Below are 16,677 nucleotides of genomic sequence, written 5' to 3'. Positions count from 1 at the left end.
ACTGCAAAGACGTTGAAGCGGAACTCAATTAAACATTAATCTAAATTCCACCACGTTCCGTAGCCGAGCAACGTTTGGCAAACCGTGGACCCTGGTTTCGTGGTCGATCCTTCTCGGGTCAGCCTCTGCCGGTCGGGGCGCCAAGTCTTTACCAGCACCCCTAGACGGTGAGCCCCACCATTTGACATTGCGGCGCTAAAAGACTGCTCCGTCGCGCTTTCCCTTGCATCGTTAAGTCATTTTGGGGGGGGCTTCTCGAACGACGAGGCCTTCGTCTCCGGGGAGTACCTTGCCTTGCTTTCGCGCGGCTTCGTCCTCGTCGTTTAGGGCCATCGCGTCACCCGGTGAGCAGGGCGCCGTAGCGCCAACACTGTACGACTTGTCAGCTGCATCAGTATCGAATTCAGCCCGGAGAACGGGACCGCCCTCTGCAAAGACGGTCGGGTGTGTTGTCGGATTTACGGTGCGTACGGCCATGCCGAGGGACTTCCAGTACTCGGCGACGCGTTTGGCGTCTTCAATATGGTCGGTTCCTTGGTGCGCCCAGCGGTCGTAGCTATAACTGGCGCCCGCATCACCCCTTCCGTGGGAGCACTCTTGAGCCCAAGCTACGCCGTTGCGAGGCCACCACCCGGTGACGTCAAGCTGTTTGGTGGTATTGATGACGAGTTCGACCGTTCGGTCCCGCCCTTCTCTGGCACTGATTGTCTTCTCCGGCATCGTCTTCTCCGACACGGTCGTGTTTGGCTCCTTCTCAGCACATGCGGCCATCGTCATTCCCATCATGAGCACGGCAGTCACGGCCGTGAGGGTCCTCATACGTGCCTTAGCTGCCGGCATTTGACATTCCTTCCAGTAAGGCTTTCTGTAGATCAGTCGGCCCCAAGGGAACATACGGCGTGATCTTCTCCGTTTCTCCCTCGATTGCCCAGGCCGTGTTCCTTAGCGATTCTGTTCTCCTGTCCAAGTATCCGGCCTGTCTGCCGTCGTCGGTCATGAGCGTGGGATGGTCCGTGACCAACCTCCCGGAGTCACCGCCGGTATCAGTGCCGAAAGCGTGGGAACCGAACTCGGGTGACATCGGGTTCACGTGGTGGTCGCGACTATTGTCCCTGCCGACCCAGGCCCATTGGTCACCACCGGGCACCTTTTGTCCTTCTTCGCAAACATCAAAGGCTCCGGCCTGGAGAGGGAAAGCGTCTGCATCGCAGGAGACCAAACCGAAATATACAAAGAGCTGTATCCCGAAAATTTCGGGCTTCCTTCGAACCCCAGCCCCTCTCCGACAGCAAAATAGGAACCATTGCGGGACGTTTCCGGCCAGGGTAAGACCTGCATCGCCCTCGCGGCGGAGTCGCAGGTCATTGAGTATCCAAGGGAAATAGCCCTAAATGTCCTTTGCACCCAGACTCGGGCCGAGGGTCTTCAGCATTCATACCGACGATACGGGCATTAATCGTGTTACAAGAAATGCCCTCCTCATACGTTTTCGCGTAGGGCAGCAGTTCCACTGATTCAGGCAAAGAATTTATACATTAAATCTAAATTCAACCACGTTCCGTAACGGAATAACCACAAAAATCGACCGGTCCGGTTGCCACGGAATAAGTGTTTCGGCAACCTCAGGCTGACTCGGATGCGCGCAGTGCGCGGTCGCGCAGTGGTCCTGGATCAGACCGGTTCCGGCGCATTCGCGCACGTCGGTGATGGCTGCTGCCGCTGCATCCTTGTCCCCGAATACCCGTGAGTGGGCCAGCACGGTTCCGTCTGGTGCCAGGAGCCGGAAGCGGACGTGCGACTGGCGATCGGTGAACAGTTCGAAGGTTCCTGCCATGTTGTTCAGTCCTCTCGGGCATCCTTGCCCTTGGTCTGTTGTGTTGCGTCGTTGCCTGGCCTGGCGGTGACCGGGTGGCCCGTACCGAAATCCGCGCGGGCCCGGGAGTTGGTCGTGTGCATCGTCCTGCGCAGGTTTCTTCCGCAGCCCTTCCCAGCATGGTGGCGGTCGGCCGCCATTGTCAGGGACGAAACCCCCCGTTCATGGTTTCCCTTCTCGTGCACACCGGGCCAGCCGGATTCCCCCTCGGAGGGACTTTGTGCCCTGTCGCCGCGACCGGTGCGGGTGTCAACTGGCAAGACATCAGAGCCCCGTTCGGGCTCTTCCCTGCCCCGGTTTGGAGTTACTGTCATGTCTGATCTGCTCAAGTGGTCACCGTTCGCGACAACCCGGTGGGCGTCGCCGTTTCGCACGATGTTGAGGTCCCCTTGGGAGGTCATGGACTCCTTGGACCGCGTGTTTGAAAGCACGGAGGGGTCGGCCCCGATCCGCGTCGAGGAATTCGTCGACGGCAAGACCTTGGTGGTGCGCGCCGAGATGCCGGGCGTCGATCCGGACAAGGACGTCGAAATTACCATCTCGGACGGGTACCTGAACATCCGCGCCGAACGTCAGGAGAAGGAAGAACACCAGGATAAGGGCAGCTATCGGTCCGAATTCCGCTATGGGTCCTTCAGCCGCAGCGTGATGCTTCCCGAAGGCGTCAAAGAGGAAGACATCAAGGCCTCCTACACGGATGGTGTTTTGGAAGTCAGGACCCCTCTGCCGGAACCAGCAACCGGCACCGAAGCGCCCAAAAAACTTCCCATCACCCGCGGATAGCGATGAATACCCCGGAACCGGCCGGTTCCGCCGGCGACGGGAGTGGGGCCGGTGTGGACATGAGGTCCCTGTGGACGCTGTTGGCTCCTGGCACCCGGCAGTGGTTCATGGACCACACCGGCGCCGTTGTTGTGCCCCGCACAGTCACTGCCGGCATGTGCCGGGAAAGCGAAAAGGCCGTCCCCCAGGACGCGCACGGACAGGCCTGGCTCAGCGAGGACGATATGCAGTTCATCCGTACCCGGGCCCACAGCGCCTTCGCCGAACACGGAACCGAACGGCTCTATGATGCCGTGCAACCCAGGCCCACGCGCCATCGCCCCGACAGTGGGCCCGACGCAACTCACTAAGGGGACTGACCTGAACCCGGCCGCCATTTGATTCATAGACCGGGGCCGGAACAGACGATACACCCGAAACAGACCTGCACAGGCCGCCTGCAGAAGCGTCAGGGGTTCGCGTCTGACGAAGATTCGGCCGCCCGGTTGCCTTTTCACCGCGTTAACTGTTCGGGGCCCGCGGGCCGCCGGCGGGCTCAGCAAGGAGCGCCGCCCTGTCATCGCGGGCCCCAACAGCTAGGGGCGCCTTCCTAGAGTGAGATACAGGTGGGGTGGTGGTCTTCGGTGCTGGGCTTGATGGCGGCGGCTGTCACGATCGGCGCGACGGCCCCTGCCACCCATGAGATCTCCGCGGCACCGGCGTGAGAACCCATCACGGGCGAGACGACAAGCCCGAGGGCAAGGACAGGCTGCACCCATCACACCCGCACTTCCCCGTTCACGCCTGGTCCCGGACACCACCTAGAGGACAAAGTCCCGCGCAAAACCAACGCCCAGCACGGTCGCGCGCCTGTCGTGTGACTGGCTCCGGTTGCGGGCATCAACTGCCCGACTCCGGCGCGGCAGCACCTCGCGGTGCGTGTGGATCCGGCACCTGTCGCCTGTCCCGGGGGTGGGGAGCTCGACGCGTTCAGACCGGGACGTCCGGGGCGGGGGCCCTACGCCCGCGGCGTCTAAGGCCCACCGTTCACCCCCGGAACCGGCCGACGTCGTCGAAGCTGGCACCCGCGCCCAGCTAGATAAACCGCACGGTCCGGGAGATCCGTTCCTCGGCCTCCGAGTCGGCACAAGCCCCATTACCCAGGGTGGTGCTTGAGGAAATAACGCCATGGATGAGCTGGACGGGCTCACTGATATCAGCCTCCGGGAAATAGTGTTCCGCCATCCCGTTCGGTACGTCGAGCGCTTCACTCGTAGATGGTCGGGATTGCCGATTCGCCGGGCTGCAGCCGGTCTACGACCCGGGGCAGCTCCGCCATGGAGGCCGTGTGCCGCTCCCGCGCCCGCCTCACCGCGTCCGGCCCGGTCCAGCCGGGCAGGAGTTCGCCGTCCATCATGAACTGCTGCAGGAGAGGTCGGCCGTTCTTGCTGTCCGCTGGCGGATGCTCCACGCCGAGGACCTCATGAGTGGCCGTGCCGCGGTCATCCAGGCGGCGCATTGCGAACTTGCGGCCGCCTACGTTGATCTTGTCCTTCGAGGTCTTCGCTACGGCAAGGAGGGCGCCAGAGTCATCAGCCCGGCTCACCAGCTTGTAAACCATGCCGGCGGTGGGCGCCCCGGAACCTGTCACCAGCGACGTTCCGATCCCGTAGGAATCGGCCGGCGCTGCCCGGAGCGCAGCGACGGAGAACTCGTCCAGGTCCGAGGTCACCACAATCTTGGTGTGTACATTGCCAAGGCTGTCCAGAAGTTCGCGTACCCAGCGTGCTTGGGCCACGAGGTCTCCAGAGTCCAGCCGGATGGCCCCGAGCTTGTCTCCGGCGAGGTCGACGGCGGTGCGGACAGCCGCTTCGACGTCGTATGTGTCCACGAGCAGTGTCGTGCTTGCCCCCAGCGAGGCAAGTTGCGCGGCGAAGGCGTCGCGCTCGGAGTCGTGGACCAGCGTGAAGGAGTGGGCCGCGGTGCCGACGGTCCGGAGGCCATAACGCCGGCCGGCTGCCAGGTTGGACGTGCCGGAAAAGCCCGCTATCACGGCCGCGCGGGCGGCCGCCGCGGCCGCTTCCTCATGCGTGCGACGGGAACCCATCTCAATGCAGGGCCTGCCGCCAGCGGCACTGGTCATCCGGGATGCGGCCGAGGCAATGGCGCTGTCGTGGTTCAGCACCGATAGGACGTAGGTCTCCAGAACGCAGGCCTCGGCGAAGGTCGATTCCACGATCAGGACCGGGGAGTGCGGAAAGTAGGCCTCGCCCTCCGGGTAGCCCCAGATGTCCCCGGAGAACCGGAAGGCGGACAGCTGTTCCAGCGTCTCCTGGTTAACCACCCCGGTGCCGGCCAGAAAATCGAGGTCGTCCTGGTTAAAGCGGAAGTCCGCGATGCCTTCAAGGAGCCGGCCGGTGCCGGCCACGATCCCGTAACGGCGCCCGGCCGGGAGTCCGCGGGCAAAGGCCTGGAAGACGGACCGGCGGTGCGCGGCCCCCGAGTGGAGTGCCGCTTGGAACATGGTCAGCTCATAGTGATCAGTAAACAAGGAGGTCCGGGATCCGTCCGGTCCGGCCGAAGTGTCCATGATTCACTCTAGGACGGGGCGGTCCGGAAAAGGAGGACGCCCGGGCCAGCGTTTGGGCGAGCCTGGACGCTGCAGCCGTCGGGGCCGCAGGCGCCGGAGTCCGCAGGCACCGGCTTCCGCGGCCGCGCGGGTCCCTCACTGCTCCCGCGGAAGCCGCGGACTTTCTGGCCCTGCTGAGGTTTCCAGCGCAAACAACAGGAATCTTCGTAAGGGCTTGGGAATGTTTCGGCGGCCCGGGCGGCTCCAACGCCGCGCCCGGGCCACCTGCCCCGGCTTCAACCGCCTCAACACTGAGACGCACCGCCGTGGTCTCTTCAGACTCACCCCCGCCGCACCCATCGGTTAGGGCCCTAAGACCCATCACCCTGGGGCCGCGGGCACTCTGGATCGGGGCTGCACGGGCCGCTCCCTTCCCCGGACCACGAACTCCGGCGGACAGCCGAGGTACGAAAACCGGTGCGGCCCGCCCCCAAATGATGCGGGCCGCACCGGAGCACCACCCCAGTAATAATGATTTGACTTGCAAAATGACAGGAAATATGATTAGCACCTAGCGCCCCGATGTTTCCCCCCAAATAACATTGGGGCGCTTCCATGCCCGGGCGCACAAATTCGGCCTAGCGGGTTGGCAAAACCCCTCCGGATCCAGGCCTCGATCCGCTGTGCCGGTTCATCACCGAACTGTGCCCCGTCGACTCCATCCGGGTCGCGTCAAGGGCGTTGGCTAGCCGGGCCGCGGCGGCGACAAGCCCGGCATCCGTCCACGGACCGGATCGGCCGTCGCTGGTGCAGTCCGCAAGGGCAGCGGTGACTTCGGCGACCAGGTCCGGGGACCGGCAGGACCGGTAGCCGGCACCGGCGGATACCTCGGGGCGGTTTAGCGCCCCGGTGACCAACACAGCAACCTCCGTCCTGCGTGCCATGCCGAGCTTGTCCAGTATTGACGAAACCATATTTTTCACGGTCTTTTCCGCAAGAAACAACTCCCGGCCAATCTGGCGGTTACTCAATCCCCTAGCGAGGGCTAGGGCGACAGATGTTTCCCGGTTGGACAGCCGCAGGAGCAGCTCCTCCGGACCATCATCACCCCTCTGCCCCGATGCCCGGCCTGCAAGCCCCGGAAGGAACCGACTGCTGTAGGCTGTCTGACCGGTTAGTACCCGACGGATTAACCTGAGCTGCTCGCCGCTGTCATCCTGCTTGGACAAGCAACCCCACGCACCGGCCAGAACAGAATCAATGAGCACCGATTCGTCGTCCTCGCCTGTCATCAGAACACAGCGAATAGAATGGTCCGCCAGGGCCACGGCCCGGCACACGTCCACACCGGACCCGTCCGGAAGATCATCGTCAAGAACCGCCATCACCGGCCGCAGGGCAGGAATCCGCCGGGACGCTTCACGCGCCGACCCTGACTCCCCTGCCACGACCAAACCAGCCGACTCAATCACTTGGCGCAATCCCCGCCGCACAACTTCGTGGTCGTCCAGCACATACACTCCCCCGCCTTTAGCGGCGTCGGGCCCACGGGGTTTCGGGTCAGCCATCATTGCTGTTCCGATCTGTCGCCTTTGACTCGCAGGCGCTGTTAGTGAATCGCTGGACCCCAGCCTCACCATGAGACCGCATGAACCACACCCAAGACCATCAAGCTCTCCGGCTGGGCCCGCGTTCACGCGGCCCACGACCGGGAGTGATCTCACACTAGACCCCACAAGCGCAGCGCAACAGTGCCTAACGCCCCGGAACCAAGCGGGCCAGCGAACTCCGGGGTACAACACGACCGCGGACGCCAATCTCAGCAGCTACCTCGGAACCGAAACGGGATCGGCGGCCGCCCGCTTGAGCGCGCTCCCCCGGCGCAGAAGCCAACGTGCTCTCGCACATTACCGCACAGGATCGGGCGAGGGGGCGTCGCGTCGTGCAAGGACCTTAGCCCCTGTCCAGGAGTTCATACAAGCGATCAACTGGACGTAGACCCTGCGCGAAAGAGGAGACGGATCATGGGAGCATGCGATGTTTGCGGCAGTACCGACGGAAGAACCTTCACCATCTCCATGGGTAACCAGGCTGGAACTTTCGACAGCTTTGAATGCGCCATCCACATGATGGCGCCGGCGTGTGAACACTGCGGCTGCCGGATCATCGGGCATCCGGTCAACAGCGAATCAGGCGTGTACTGCTGCCTCCACTGCGCCAAAGAAGCCGGAAACCCGCACAAGCCCGCCAAGGCGCAAGCTTCCGGCCTCGCCGTTCAGGCACCAAAAACATCCTCCCCCGACTAACTCCGCCATTTCTCAACCGCCGGGGAGTGAGTTCCCTGCTAGGCAGAGACCCACGCCGCAAGGGCGGAGAAGACCGAGTCGCCTGGCATTCATAGTGGAAGCCCCACCAGCAACGCTGAAGGGGCTTCGACTGTTTTGATTCCGTTATGACGAACATCATCTCCCGAACTTGCGGGAATCCTGGCGCTTCCTGCCTCGTCACCGGCAGACCACGATGGATCAGATCCACCGTGCGTTCAAGGGTTCCCCTATTGTTCGTTCCCGTCCTTCTTTCGAAGAACGTACTAACAGTGATACGCCTAGTTTTTCGGTGACGCAAGAGCCAAATCTCCAAGCTTCCGCGGTCTTCCTACCGAACGGTGTCGTTGGGTCAGATGACCACAGCAGGATTCGGTTTGGCGGACCCCCGGGTCGCTAAGAACGTGCGCGTACCGTCGCGATCTCCCTAAGAGACGGCTCGGACGGCCCGAGTTCACTTGGGCTGTTCCTCGACCCTTGTTTGCCAGGGTGGCCTTCGCGAAAGCTATCGATCCCGGTTACAAGAAATGCCGCCCTCGTACGTTTTCACGGAAGGCGGCATTTCTACTGATTCAGGCGAAGAATCTATACATTAAATCTAAATTCAACCACGTCGCCGTCGGCCATAACGTATTCCTTGCCTTCGATCCGGACCTTGCCGCGGGCCTTTGCCTCGGCCATGGAACCGGCCTCGATCAGGTCGTCGAAGGAGACCACCTCGGCCTTGATGAAGCCGCGCTGGAAGTCGGAGTGGATCACGCCTGCGGCCTGGGGCGCGGTGTCGCCCTGGTGGATGGTCCAGGCCCGGGTTTCCTTGGGGCCAGCGGTCAGGTAGGTCTGCAGCCCCAGCGTGTGGAACCCGACCCGGGCCAGCTGGTCGAGGCCGGACTCGTCCTGGCCGTTCATCTCCAGCATTTCGCGCGCCTCGTCCTCGTCCAGATCAACAAGGTCCGACTCGAGCTTGGCGTCAAGGAAGATCGCGTCCGCCGGGGCCACCATGGCGCGCAGTTCTTCCTGCTTCTCCGGGCTGCCCAGGATTCCCTCGTCCGCATTGAAGACGTAGATCACGGGTTTGGCAGTCAGGAGGCCGAGCTCCTTGAGGTGCTCCATCTCCAGCTTGTCGCTCTTGACCGAGGAGAAGATGGTGTCGCCGCGCTCCAGCACAACCTGCGCGGCCTTGATGGCAGCCAGCTCCGCCGCTTCCCGCTTCTTGATCTTCACTTCTTTTTCGATCCGGGGAATGGCGTTCTCGATGGTCTGCAGGTCAGCCAGGATCAGCTCGGTGTTGATGATCTCCATATCCGAACGGGGATCCACCTTGCCGTCGACGTGGATGACGTCGGGGTCGTCGAACACGCGGATGACCTGCGCGATGGCCTGGGCCTCACGGATGTTGGCGAGGAACTTGTTGCCCAGGCCCTCGCCCTCCGAAGCACCCTTGACAATCCCGGCGATGTCCACGAAGGACACCGGAGCGGGCAGCAGCCGCTGCGAGCCGAAGATCTCGGCCAACTTGGCGAGCCGCGGATCGGGCAGGTTCACGACGCCGACGTTCGGCTCGATCGTGGCGAACGGGTAGTTCGCCGCGAGCACCTGGTTGCGGGTCAGTGCGTTGAAAAGAGTTGATTTGCCGACGTTGGGCAGTCCGACGATGCCAATAGTAAGAGCCACGAGTATTGATTCTACCGGTAAACGGCCCTGGCCCCTGCGGCGGCGGGCCCGGTCCGCCGTCGGCGCTCCGAGGCGCCCGTCCGGTGCGCCACCGGCAAAACTGTCAGAGCCGCGTGCCAGAGTGAAGACATGGACGCTTTCGCACTTATTCTTGCCCTGCTGATGCTGCTGATCGGCGCCGTGGCCGGTGCCGCCTTCACCTTTGTGGTCTCACGCCGCCGGAGTTCGGCCCTCGAAGAGGACTTCGACGGCGTTTCCGCGCGCCTGGCCGAGGTCAGTGCCCAGTTCGCCGCCGCCGACGCCGAACGCCGCCTGCTCGCGGCACAGAACCGGGAGCTGGGCGACGCCCGGACCCAGGATGGCAGCGTGCTGCGCGCGCTGGCCCCCGTGGCCGAAAAACTCACCGCGGTCCAGCAACAGGTCTCGCTGCTGGAGCGGGACCGGCTGGAACAGTACGGCCAGCTGGCCCAGCAGCTGCAGGAAGCCAGGCTCTCGGACGAGCAGCTGCTGCGGTCAACGCACGCGCTCGAATCGGCGCTGCGGTCCAACAGCGCGCGAGGCCAGTGGGGCGAAGTCCAGCTGCGCCGTGTGGTGGAGGCCGCAGGCATGCTGCGGCACGTCGACTTCCACGAGCAGCTGCACAGTTCCGGCTCCGACACCACCGTCCGGCCCGACCTCGTGGTGCAGCTCCCCGGCGACAAGCAGCTCGTGGTGGATGCCAAAGTGCCGCTGACGGCGTACCTCGAGGCACAGGAGCTGGGCTCCCCCGCCGGCGGCCGCGCCCCCGGGTCGGTTTCGCTGAACGGCCAGCAGGCGCTGCTGGCCACCCACGCGAAGGCGCTGAAAGCCCACGTTGATGCGCTGAGCAACAAGAAGTACTGGGACATTCCCGGCAACGCCCCGGAACTGGTGGTCTGCTTCCTGCCCGCCGAGTCGATCCTCGCGGCCGCACTGACAGCGGATCCGGCCCTGCTGGACTACGCCCTGTCCAGGAACGTCGTGCTTGCCTCGCCCGGGACGCTGCTGGCGGTCCTCAAGTCGGTGGCGTTCACCTGGCGGCAGGACGTGCTGACGGACAGCGCCCGAGAGCTCTTCGAACTGGCCCAGCAGCTCTACGAGCGGATGGGAACCCTGGGCGACAACGTCTCCAAGCTGGGCTCATCGCTGAAGACCTCGGTGGACCGCTACAACTCCCTGGTCGGCACGCTGGAGGCCCGGGTGCTCCCCACCGCGCGCAAGCTCAACGCCCTTGACGTGGCGAGCCTCGCGACGCCGGTCACGGTCGAGGCCACGCCGCGCGCAGTGGCCGCGCCCGAACTGCAGCAGGGCATCACCGCCGGGAACGCCGGCGTCGAACTTGCCGGCGATGAAGGTGACGGGGAGTCGGAAGAGTCGGCCGCCTAGGGCCTTTCGGCGGGGCGTGCTCCGCGGCCGCCCAGGGCGCGGGAGACATCCCCGGCCTGCTTCAGGGTGGCGCGGAGTTCCTTCGGCAGCGAGAACAGCAGGTCTTCCTCGGCCGTGACGACTTCCTCGACGGTGCCGTAGCCGTAGTCGGCCAGGAGCCGGAGCACGTCCTTCACCAGCACCTCGGGCACGGAGGCGCCCGAAGTGACGCCGACGGTGGCGACGCCCTCAAACCAGGATTCGTCCACCTCGTTGGCGAAATCCACCCGGTAGGAGGCCTTGGCCCCGTATTCCAGGGCAACTTCCACGAGGCGCACGGAGTTCGAGGAGTTGGCCGAGCCAACCACAATCACGAGGTCAGCCTGGGGCGAGATCTTCTTGATGGCCACCTGGCGGTTCGTGGTCGCGTAGCAGATGTCATCGCTGGGCGGGTCCTGCAGGGTGGGGAACCGCTCCTTGAGCAGGCGCACGGTTTCCATGGTTTCGTCCACGCTGAGGGTGGTCTGCGAGAGCCAGATGACCTTTTCCGGGTCGCGGACCGTCACCTTGTCCACCTCGTGCGGGCCGTTGATGATCTGGATGTGCTCGGGCGCCTCGCCGGCGGTCCCTTCGACTTCCTCGTGGCCGTCGTGGCCGATCAGCAGGATGTCGAAGTCGTCCTTGGCAAAGCGGACAGCTTCTTTGTGCACCTTGGTCACCAGCGGGCAGGTGGCATCGATGGTCCGCAGGCCGCGGTCCTCGGCGGACTGCACGACCGCCGGCGAGACGCCGTGGGCCGAGAAGATCACCAGGGCCCCTTCCGGAACCTCATCGGTCTCGTCCACGAAGATCGCGCCCTTTTCCTCGAGTGAGCTCACCACGTGGACGTTGTGGACGATCTGCTTGCGGACGTAGACGGGCGGGCCGTAGTGCTCCAGCGCCTTTTCCACGGCAATCACGGCACGGTCGACGCCGGCACAGTAACCGCGCGGTGCCGCCAGGAGCACCTTCTTCGCCCCGGTCACGGGGGCTGCCGCCAGCACTTCCTCCGGCGATCGCCGACGGCGCGGAACGGAGGGCATCGGGATGGATACAGCGGTGGAGGTCATGCCCCAATGCTACCGGTGTTCGTTATTGCCCGGTGTTTGGGGCCCGGCGGTGCCCGGCTACCCGGAGCACGATCCCGGCGACCAGCAGGAACGCCCCCGCCACGAGTGCCACGACAATCCATTGTCCGAAGCCTGCCAGGGAGGCGGCCACGAACTCGCTTTTGAAAGTCTCGGCCACATCGTTGCCGCTGCGGGTCCCCAGGACCGCCTGGCCTGCAACGTCCGCGCCGACCTTCCACACCGCGGCCAGGACGAGGGCGCCCAGGCCGGTTCCGGCCAGGACCGTCCACTTCCGCCGCGCGGCGACGAACGCCAGAATGAACGCGATGGCCGAGCCCACGGCCACGGCCGAGCCCATCGGCGCGTAGGCGGAAACCCGTTCGATCAGCTGGCGCTGGTTCGACTGGCCGATGCCGATCCGCACCGTCTCCGGCGCTTTCAACGGTACGGGCGAGGACTCCGAAACCCGCTTGACCACCAGCCCCACCAGCGGGGCGACGTCCAGGGTCAGGGAGGTGGCGCCGTCGACGTCCGGCGGCAGGGTGCGCGGATCGGCGAAGCTGAGCCGGTGGCTCCGGCGCAGCGTCTCGGCCCAGGCGTCGGAGTATCCGGGCATGGACGTCATCGACTGCGCGGCGTCCTCCAGAATCGGCTTCACAACATTGGCGAGGGCGTCCGGAAACTGGTCCCCGAAGCCGATGCCGCTCACGGCGGCGGTGGCCAGCCGCTTCTGGAAGGCCGGGTCCTTGCCGAGCGGTGCGGTGAGCGCCACGAACCCGTCCTCCTGGACGAGGTTGCGGTCCACCCACATGGCCGGGACGGCGACGGCGGCCATGGCAAGGCCGATCAGCACGGCGATGGCCGAGACAAAAGTGCGCACGAAAATCTCCTGGAGGGGTTGGGAGTAGTGCCATCCTACGGGGGCGTTTCGGCGAACCGGAAAGCGGTGGCTAAAACGTCCGGCCCTGCTGGTACAGCTATGGATAGAGTTGACGCAGATCCCGCCTCCATCAAAGGACCCCGCACCACATGCACGAGCACCCGGACCAGCAACTGCACCAGGCACACGCCGCCGGCGGTCACCGGCATGTCTGAGGAGACCGCCGCGGCGACCACCCTGCCGGCCACCGCAGCAGGCACCAGCCCGGACAACCCGTGGCCCCTGCAGCTGCTCTCGCAGAAGCTCAAGGGGTACATCGACCGGGCGCCCTCGGCCTGGGTCGAAGGCCAGGTCATCGAGCTCAACCGGCGCGGCACCAACGCCTACCTCACGCTGCGCGACATTGATGCGGAGATCTCCCTCCCCGCGTCGGTCTGGACCAATGTCCTGGACCGCCAGGCCACGCCTCTGGAGCGCGGCTCCCGCGTGGTGGCCCTGATCAAGGCCGAGTTCTGGCTGAAGACGGGCCGGCTGAACATGTCCGTCAAGGACATCCGGCCGGTGGGTCTCGGCGATCTGCTGGCCCGGATTGAACGGCTGCGCCAGGCCCTCGCGGCGGAGGGGCTCTTCGCCGACTCCCGCAAGAAGCGCCTGCCCCTGCTCCCCCACCGGATCGGCCTGATTACCGGCCGCGACTCCGATGCCAAGAAGGACGTCCTCCGCAACGCGGCGCTCCGCTGGCCCGCCGTCGAATTCGAAATCCGTGAAGTGGCCGTGCAGGGCAATACCGCCGTGGCCCAGGTCATCGCGGCCCTGCAGGAACTGGATGCCCTTCCCGTAGTCGACGTCATTGTCATCGCCCGGGGCGGCGGCGCCCTGGAGGACCTGCTCCCCTTCAGCAGCGAGGAACTCATCCGGGCCGTGGCGGACGCGGCCACGCCGGTGGTCAGCGCGATCGGCCACGAAGCGGACCGGCCCATCCTCGACGACGTCGCGGACCTGCGCGCCTCGACGCCCACCGATGCCGCGAAGCGGATCGTGCCCGACGTGACGGAGGAACTGGCCCGGGTCCGGCAGACCCGCGACCAGCTGCGCCGCGGCGTCACCCGCCTGGTGGAGCGGGAAACGGACCGGCTCGCGTCGCTTCGCTCCCGCCCGGTGCTGGCGGCCCCGGAGGGCATGGTCACCGCCCGGCACGACGACGTCGAACGGCTCAAGGGCCGGGCGCACGCGGCGATCAACACCGCCGTCGTGCGGGCGGCCGACCAGCTGGTCCACCTCAAGGCCCAGATCCGCGCCCTCTCGCCGCAAAAGACGCTCGACCGGGGCTATGCCGTCGTCCAGCTCGACGACGGCACCACCACACCGGGAACCCGGCACGAGGTGGTACGGCACCCCGACCAGGCACCGGCGGGCACGGCGTTGGTCGTGCGGGTGGCCGGCGGCAGGTTCACGGCCCAGTCCACGGGCGGCCAGCAGCCCGCCGAAGACTGACCGGCCCCGGCAATCCAGACAAACCCCGACGTCCCCCGTCCGGCCCGCACGGGCCCACGCGGGAACCAGAAAAGGAGCACCACATGGCAACAGAGAACGCAGCAACCCCGGACGCCGACCTTGACGCCCTGAGCTACGAAGAAGCCCGCGAACAGCTTGTGGGTGTGGTCGGCAAGCTGGAGGCCGGCGGCGCCAGCCTCGAGGAATCCCTCGCCCTCTGGGAGCGCGGGGAAGCCCTCGCCAAGCGCTGCGAGCAGTGGCTCGAGGGTGCCCGCAAGCGGCTCGCCGCAGCCCGGGACCAGGCCGCCCAGGAAAACTGAGCGGAGCGCCGGTTAGGAGCGCCGCACCAGCTCCTGCTCCATCTCGACGTCGAGTTCCGGGACGGGCCACTCAAGCGCCAGCCCTTCGAGTGCGTCGAGGAGCAGCTGCTGGACGGCAATCCGGGCGAACCACTTCTTGTTCGCCGGAACCACATGCCAGGGCGCAAGCTCCGAGCTGGTCTGCTCAAACGCGGCCTGGTAGGCGTCCATGTAGTCCTCCCAGAAGGCCCGTTCCTTGAGGTCGTTCCCGCTGTACTTCCACCGTTTCGCGGGATCCTCGAGCCGGGCCAGCAGGCGTTCCTGCTGCTCGTCGCGGCTGATGTGCAGCATGACCTTGACGATTTTCGTTCCGGCGGCCGTTTGCCGGGCCTCGAACTCATTGATCGCCCGGTAGCGGCGCTCGAGTTCCTCGGCGTCCGCCCAGCGGTGCACCCGGTGGATCAGCACGTCCTCGTAGTGGGAGCGGTCAAAGACCCCCACCATGCCGGCCGCGGGAACTTCCTTTTCGATCCGCCAGAGGAAGTCGTAGGACTGCTCCTCGGGGGTGGGCGCCTTGAACGACTTCAACTGCACGCCCTGCGGGTTCATCTGGCCCATCACGTGGTTGACGATCCCGCCCTTGCCGGCGGTGTCCATGGCCTGCAGGACCAGCAGCACGCGCTTTTTCCCGCCGATCCTGGACTCCGCGAAGAGCTGCTCCTGGAGGTTGGTGAGCTTGCCGTCGAGTTCGCTGAGCAGCTTCTCACCTTCGGCCTTGTCGCCGGCGTAGCCCGGCGTGGAGCCGGGATCGACGTCGCCAAGCTTGAACTTCTTCCCTGCCTTCAGGGTGTCAGCCGGGTGTTGGTCGAAGTTCACGACATCTGCCATCAAAGCCTCTTTCCGGTTCGGGCAGCCTGCCCGCCGGACGTCCGTCCCGCAGCGCTGCTGCCCCGAATCCTAGTTGCCCTGGTACCGGCTAAGGAAGTCCGCCATGCGGTTGATCGCTTCTTCCAGATCCTTGACGTTCGGCAGGGTCACCATGCGGAAGTGGTCCGGCCGGACCCAGTTGAAGGCGCGGCCGTGGGAGACCAGGATCTTCTGCTGGCGCAGCAGGTCCAGGACAAACTTCTCGTCATCGCGGATGTGGTAGACCTCGGGGTCCAGCTTCGGGAACAGGTACATCGCGCCCCGGGCCTGCTGGGTGCTGACGCCCGGGATCGCGTTCAGCATGTCGTAGGCCTTGTTCCGCTGCTCCAGCAGCCGGCCGCCCGGCAGGATCAGGTCGTTGATGCTCTGGTAACCGCCCAGGGCCGTCTGGATGGCGTGCTGTGCGGGCACGTTGGCGCACAGCCGCATATTGGCCAGCAGGTTGATGCCCTCGAGGTAGTCGGCGGCTTCCTTCTTGGGACCGGAGATGGCCATCCAGCCGGCCCGGTAGCCGCAGACCCGGTAGGCCTTGGACAACCCGCTGAAGGTCAGGCAGAGCACGGCGTCGCCGGTGAGGCTGGCCATGTTCACGTGCACGGCGTCCTCGTACAGGATCTTCTCGTAGATCTCGTCGGCGAACAGGACCAGGCCGTGCTTTTCGGCCAGCGCCACGATCTTCTTGAGCGTTTCCACGGGGTAGACGGCACCGGTGGGATTGTTGGGGTTGATCACCACGATGCCCTTGGTGCGCGGCGTAATCTTCGCTTCGAGATCCTCGAGGTCGGGCTGCCAGCCGGATTCCTCGTCGCAGAGGTAGTGCACGGGCTTCCCGCCGGCCAGGGCCACGGAGGCCGTCCAGAGCGGGTAGTCCGGGGTGGGGATAAGGACCTCGTCGCCGTCGTCCAGCAGGGCCATCAGCGACATGGTGATGAGCTCGCTGACGCCGTTGCCGAGGTAGATGTCGTCGACGTGGATGTTCTGGATCCCGCGCGTCTGGTAGTACTGCGAGACGGCGGTGCGGGCCGAGAAGATGCCGCGGGAGTCGCTGTAGCCCTGGGCGTGCGGCAGGTGGCGGATCATGTCCACCAGGATCGCGTCCGGCGCTTCGAACCCGAACGGGGCCGGGTTTCCGATGTTCAGTTTGAGGATGCGGTGGCCCTCTGCCTCCATCTGCTGGGCGGCCTGAAGAATCGGTCCACGGATGTCGTAGAGGACATTATGAAGCTTGGTGGACTGCTTGAATTCTGCCATTCATCAAATATGCCATATGGCGGATGTACTTCCGTTGAGACTTGTCTCACAGCGGAAGCCCGCGTCATACGGCCGTCCCTCCGGCGGGATGGGGACAACACGACGGCGGCTGCCGGACCGGGCGATCCGGGTCCG

The 16,677-nt window shown here is 65.2% G+C and carries 15 protein-coding genes; 5 read left to right on the top strand and 10 right to left on the bottom strand.

The genetic code is table 11. The annotated features are described in order from the left end of the window. Nucleotides 1-231: 231 nt before the first annotated feature. Entirely contained in the window at nt 232-840 is a 609-nt protein-coding gene (locus tag ABLI39_RS16625) for a hypothetical protein (RefSeq protein ID WP_349414665.1), read from the bottom strand. A gap of 688 nt (nt 841-1,528) precedes the next feature. Further along, on the bottom strand, nt 1,529-1,834 hold the full coding sequence (locus ABLI39_RS16620; RefSeq protein ID WP_349414664.1) for a YegP family protein: 306 nt from the start codon (nt 1,832-1,834) through the stop codon (nt 1,529-1,531). Between the two features lie 351 nt (nt 1,835-2,185). On the opposite strand from ABLI39_RS16620, the gene ABLI39_RS16615 reads away from it, so the two are divergent. Continuing rightward, on the top strand, nt 2,186-2,656 hold the full coding sequence (locus tag ABLI39_RS16615; RefSeq protein ID WP_349414663.1) for an Hsp20/alpha crystallin family protein: 471 nt from the start codon (nt 2,186-2,188) through the stop codon (nt 2,654-2,656). Nucleotides 2,657-3,245: 589 nt separating this feature from the next. Here the strand turns inward: ABLI39_RS16615 and ABLI39_RS16610 are convergent. The 3 genes from ABLI39_RS16610 to ABLI39_RS16600 all read right to left on the bottom strand — a co-directional run bounded on the left by ABLI39_RS16610 (nt 3,246) and on the right by ABLI39_RS16600 (nt 6,772). After that, nucleotides 3,246-3,410, bottom strand: a complete 165-nt coding sequence (locus ABLI39_RS16610) for a hypothetical protein (RefSeq protein ID WP_349414662.1) — start codon at nt 3,408-3,410, stop codon at nt 3,246-3,248. 492 nt (nt 3,411-3,902) lie between these two features. Beyond that, entirely contained in the window at nt 3,903-5,225 is a 1,323-nt protein-coding gene (locus ABLI39_RS16605; RefSeq protein ID WP_349414661.1) for a nicotinate phosphoribosyltransferase, read from the bottom strand. A 617-nt stretch (nt 5,226-5,842) separates the two neighbouring features. Continuing rightward, nucleotides 5,843-6,772, bottom strand: a complete 930-nt coding sequence (locus tag ABLI39_RS16600; protein WP_349414684.1) for a response regulator — start codon at nt 6,770-6,772, stop codon at nt 5,843-5,845. A gap of 456 nt (nt 6,773-7,228) precedes the next feature. Between ABLI39_RS16600 and ABLI39_RS16595 the strand changes: the two genes are divergently transcribed. Then, nucleotides 7,229-7,510 carry a metallothionein gene (locus tag ABLI39_RS16595; protein ID WP_349414660.1) on the top strand — a complete coding sequence of 94 codons (282 nt, stop codon included), beginning with the start codon at nt 7,229-7,231 and terminating at the stop codon, nt 7,508-7,510. Between the two features lie 603 nt (nt 7,511-8,113). Here ABLI39_RS16595 and ychF read toward each other — a convergent pair. Beyond that, complete coding sequence (gene ychF, locus ABLI39_RS16590; protein ID WP_349414659.1) at nt 8,114-9,199, bottom strand: redox-regulated ATPase YchF; 1,086 nt, start codon at nt 9,197-9,199, stop codon at nt 8,114-8,116. Nucleotides 9,200-9,328: 129 nt separating this feature from the next. Between ychF and ABLI39_RS16585 the strand changes: the two genes are divergently transcribed. Further along, a complete protein-coding gene (locus tag ABLI39_RS16585; RefSeq protein WP_349414658.1) occupies nt 9,329-10,603 on the top strand; it encodes a DNA recombination protein RmuC in 1,275 nt (424 codons plus the stop codon). Here the strand turns inward: ABLI39_RS16585 and ABLI39_RS16580 are convergent. Together ABLI39_RS16580 and ABLI39_RS16575 are read right to left on the bottom strand one after the other, a co-directional pair. After that, a complete protein-coding gene (locus ABLI39_RS16580; protein WP_349414657.1) occupies nt 10,600-11,691 on the bottom strand; it encodes a 4-hydroxy-3-methylbut-2-enyl diphosphate reductase in 1,092 nt (363 codons plus the stop codon). The two genes, ABLI39_RS16585 and ABLI39_RS16580, sit on opposite strands and share 4 nt — an antisense overlap. Nucleotides 11,692-11,713: 22 nt before the next feature. Beyond that, nucleotides 11,714-12,571: a hypothetical protein gene (locus tag ABLI39_RS16575; RefSeq protein ID WP_349414656.1), complete on the bottom strand. Its 858-nt coding sequence runs from the start codon at nt 12,569-12,571 to the stop codon at nt 11,714-11,716. Between the two features lie 207 nt (nt 12,572-12,778). Between ABLI39_RS16575 and xseA the strand changes: the two genes are divergently transcribed. Both xseA and ABLI39_RS16565 read left to right on the top strand, forming a co-directional pair. Further along, nucleotides 12,779-14,065, top strand: a complete 1,287-nt coding sequence (gene xseA / locus ABLI39_RS16570; protein ID WP_349414655.1) for an exodeoxyribonuclease VII large subunit — start codon at nt 12,779-12,781, stop codon at nt 14,063-14,065. Nucleotides 14,066-14,148: 83 nt separating this feature from the next. Beyond that, entirely contained in the window at nt 14,149-14,385 is a 237-nt protein-coding gene (locus ABLI39_RS16565) for an exodeoxyribonuclease VII small subunit (RefSeq protein ID WP_349414654.1), read from the top strand. A gap of 12 nt (nt 14,386-14,397) precedes the next feature. Here the strand turns inward: ABLI39_RS16565 and ABLI39_RS16560 are convergent, their stop codons facing one another. Both ABLI39_RS16560 and ABLI39_RS16555 read right to left on the bottom strand, forming a co-directional pair. Next, nucleotides 14,398-15,252: a polyphosphate kinase 2 family protein gene (locus ABLI39_RS16560; RefSeq protein WP_349414653.1), complete on the bottom strand. Its 855-nt coding sequence runs from the start codon at nt 15,250-15,252 to the stop codon at nt 14,398-14,400. 69 nt (nt 15,253-15,321) lie between these two features. Next, on the bottom strand, nt 15,322-16,542 hold the full coding sequence (locus ABLI39_RS16555) for a pyridoxal phosphate-dependent aminotransferase (RefSeq protein WP_349414652.1): 1,221 nt from the start codon (nt 16,540-16,542) through the stop codon (nt 15,322-15,324). Between the last annotated feature and the right edge of the window lie 135 nt (nt 16,543-16,677).

Origin of the sequence: Pseudarthrobacter sp. B907 (assembly GCF_040137805.1) — a bacterium.
Lineage (GTDB): Bacteria > Actinomycetota > Actinomycetes > Actinomycetales > Micrococcaceae > Arthrobacter.
The sequence above is the reverse complement of the archived record's forward strand: the minus strand, read 5'-3'. Positions and strand labels throughout refer to the sequence as shown.

What these genes read in the sequence shown, in the direction of transcription:
- ABLI39_RS16625 (WP_349414665.1), bottom strand. Translation starts at nt 840, where the DNA reads ATGCCGGCAGCTAAGGCACGTATGAGGACCCTCACGGCCGTGACTGCC.
- ABLI39_RS16620 (WP_349414664.1), bottom strand. Translation starts at nt 1,834, where the DNA reads ATGGCAGGAACCTTCGAACTGTTCACCGATCGCCAGTCGCACGTCCGC.
- ABLI39_RS16615 (WP_349414663.1), top strand. Translation starts at nt 2,186, where the DNA reads ATGTCTGATCTGCTCAAGTGGTCACCGTTCGCGACAACCCGGTGGGCG.
- ABLI39_RS16605 (WP_349414661.1), bottom strand. Translation starts at nt 5,225, where the DNA reads ATGGACACTTCGGCCGGACCGGACGGATCCCGGACCTCCTTGTTTACT.
- ABLI39_RS16600 (WP_349414684.1), bottom strand. Translation starts at nt 6,772, where the DNA reads ATGGCTGACCCGAAACCCCGTGGGCCCGACGCCGCTAAAGGCGGGGGA.
- ABLI39_RS16595 (WP_349414660.1), top strand. Translation starts at nt 7,229, where the DNA reads ATGGGAGCATGCGATGTTTGCGGCAGTACCGACGGAAGAACCTTCACC.
- ABLI39_RS16585 (WP_349414658.1), top strand. Translation starts at nt 9,329, where the DNA reads ATGGACGCTTTCGCACTTATTCTTGCCCTGCTGATGCTGCTGATCGGC.
- ABLI39_RS16580 (WP_349414657.1), bottom strand. Translation starts at nt 11,691, where the DNA reads ATGACCTCCACCGCTGTATCCATCCCGATGCCCTCCGTTCCGCGCCGT.
- xseA (WP_349414655.1), top strand. Translation starts at nt 12,779, where the DNA reads ATGTCTGAGGAGACCGCCGCGGCGACCACCCTGCCGGCCACCGCAGCA.
- ABLI39_RS16565 (WP_349414654.1), top strand. Translation starts at nt 14,149, where the DNA reads ATGGCAACAGAGAACGCAGCAACCCCGGACGCCGACCTTGACGCCCTG.
- ABLI39_RS16560 (WP_349414653.1), bottom strand. Translation starts at nt 15,252, where the DNA reads ATGGCAGATGTCGTGAACTTCGACCAACACCCGGCTGACACCCTGAAG.
- ABLI39_RS16555 (WP_349414652.1), bottom strand. Translation starts at nt 16,542, where the DNA reads ATGGCAGAATTCAAGCAGTCCACCAAGCTTCATAATGTCCTCTACGAC.